Source organism: Candidatus Protofrankia californiensis, from assembly GCF_900634765.1.
GTDB classification, from domain to species: Bacteria; Actinomycetota; Actinomycetes; order Frankiales; family Frankiaceae; genus Protofrankia; species Protofrankia californiensis.
On record NZ_CAAAFT010000313.1, the window covers coordinates 15,494 to 16,292 of the forward strand.

A 799-nucleotide genomic window follows, 5' to 3' on the forward strand; every position below is an offset into this window, starting at 1 on the left:
CACCACGACGAGCAGGTCGATGTCGCCGGCGAGGGCGGCGACCTGCTCGGCCGCATGGTCGGGGGTCACCCCGGCCCAGGGCGCGAGCTCGTCGCAGGACAGCCGCAGCGCGAGGATCCGGTCGGCCCCCAGCGCGCCGCGTACCGCGGCGAGCACCTCGCGGGTCAGGCGCAGCCGGTCGGTGCCGTAGCCGTCCCCTCGCTGGTTGGTCAGCCCGGAGTGGAACTGGCGCAGCAGGGAGACGACCCCGGCGTCGATCTCGACGCCGTCGGTACCGGCCGCCGCGGCCAGCCGGGCCGCGGCGGCGAAACCCTCGACGACCGCGTCGATCTCGGTCTGCTCCATCTCCGCGGGCAGTTCGCGGCTACCCGCGTCGGCCACCGGTGACGGCGCCCACATCACCGACTGGGAGAACGCGCTCGAGCCCTGCCCACCGGCATGGCCCAGCCCGGCGAGCACGAGGGTGCCGTGCGGCCGGCAGGCGTCGACCACCGCCGACCAGCCGGGCGCGCAGTCGGCGGCCAGCGGCGCCCGCTCGTAGGGCCAGTCGTCGCCGGTGACCGACGCCGTCTCGGTGACGACGATGCCGGCACCGCCCGCCGCCCGGCTGGCGTAGTAGGCCACGTGCCGGGGGCTTAAGGAGCGCCGGTGACCGAGGTTGGTCTCGTGCGGTCCGAACAGCACCCGGGACGGAGCGCACCGCGCCCCCAGCACCAACGGGTCGACCAGACGCGGGGTGGGCATGGTCAGTGCCCCGCGGCCGCGGGCGCAAACCCGGCCAGCGGGTCCTGCTGGCAGG

General features: G+C 76.1%; 1 pseudogene. It reads right to left on the reverse strand.

Annotated features, from left to right (window positions below):
- Window positions 1-744, reverse strand: a pseudogene (locus tag DD1DGNOD_RS29670) (NADH:flavin oxidoreductase); the annotation flags it as partial.
- Between the last annotated feature and the right edge of the window lie 55 nt (window positions 745-799).